Annotated in this window: 1 protein-coding gene; it reads right to left on the bottom strand. The window is 74.1% G+C overall.

The features are described 5' to 3' along the window. Positions 1-306: 306 nt before the first annotated feature. Positions 307-1,098 (bottom strand): Fpg/Nei family DNA glycosylase, encoded by a 792-nt coding sequence (locus HUW36_RS33005; protein ID WP_174531600.1) that lies wholly within the window; start codon positions 1,096-1,098, stop codon positions 307-309. Positions 1,099-1,334: the final 236 nt, after the last annotated feature.

The raw sequence follows: 1,334 nt of genomic DNA on the forward strand, positions 1-1,334 counted from the left end.
CCGGGTCCAGGCTGGCCGGCGCCGGCCCGGCCGGTTCCGGGGCGGCGGCACGGGCGGTCGGGACGGTGGGCGCGATCTCCTCGGCGACTCCGGCCCGGTCCGGCCGGCCGGGCCGGAGTCTGCGGAACAGCACCATGGCTCTCCCCGGGATCGGGGCGCGCCGGCCGTCACCCCGGCGTGGCGGGCGTACGCGCTGCTGACGATCGGTGAGCGGTCCACCGCAGCATGCGACGCCGAAGGTGCGGGAGGGAAGTACCCAATCGTCCGTATCTCGGGGGATCTTCGACGGTTCGTGGAAGTTCCACGTCACTCGCGTTCGGGTTGGCACACCGGACACCAGTAGGTGACCCGGTCGCCCAACTCCTCCTTACGGATCGCGGTCCCGCAGCGCCGGCACGGATGGGCCCGGCGGCCGTAGACGTAGCTGGTCCCGCCCCGGCGCAGGACGCCCGTGGTGCTCTGCGTCCAGCGCCCCCGGTTGGCGGCCAGCAGCCGCTGGGCCAGCGTGACCGTGCCGGCCAGGTCCGGCACCGCGCGCACCGGAGTCCACGGGGACACCCCGCGCAGGAACAGCACCTCGCACTTGTAGAGGTTGCCCACCCCGGCCAGGTTCCGCTGGTCGAGCAGCGCCTCGCCGATGCTGAGGTCCGGGTGCGCGGCCAGCCGGCGGACCGCCTCGTCCGGGTCCCAGTCCGCACCGAGCAGGTCCGGCCCGAGATGGCCGACGAGGGATTCCTCCTCGCCGGCCGGGACGAGCGCCAGCTCGTGCAGGTGGTAGCCGACCGCCACCGCGCCGGGGGCGCGGAGCACCACCCGGATCAGGTGGGCCGGACGGGCCGCCCAGCGTTCGCCCGGCGCGTACGCCCGCCACGCGCCGTCCATCCGCAGGTGCGAGTGCAGCGTCCACGCGCTGCCGTCGATGTCGGCGAGCCGCAGCAGCAGGTGCTTGCCGCGGCTCGCCGACTCGCGCACGGTCCACCCGGTCAGGTCGGTGGCGGCCAGCTGCGGCACGCGAAAGTCGGACCCGGTGAGCCGGGCCCCGGCCAGCGCGCGTTGCAGGACGCGCGCGGTGTTCCAGACGGTGTCGCCTTCGGGCACCCCACCATTGTCCCCCGGCCGAGCGGAATTCGCATGTGTCGCTATTTGTAGGGAGGTTCCACTTGATCTGCGGAAACGCAACGATCAGGAGGTTCTGAGGAGAATGCCATGGCCTGTGCCCGACGACGTACCCTCGTCGCCCTGACCGCCCTGCTCACCGTCACCGCCGGACTGCCCGGCACCCACGCGTCGGCCGCCGCGTCGGCCGCGCCGTCACCCGTCGCCGCGCCGGACCG

The sequence above is a fragment of the Micromonospora maritima genome (assembly GCF_902825405.1).
In the GTDB taxonomy this organism is placed as follows: domain Bacteria; phylum Actinomycetota; class Actinomycetes; order Mycobacteriales; family Micromonosporaceae; genus Micromonospora; species Micromonospora maritima.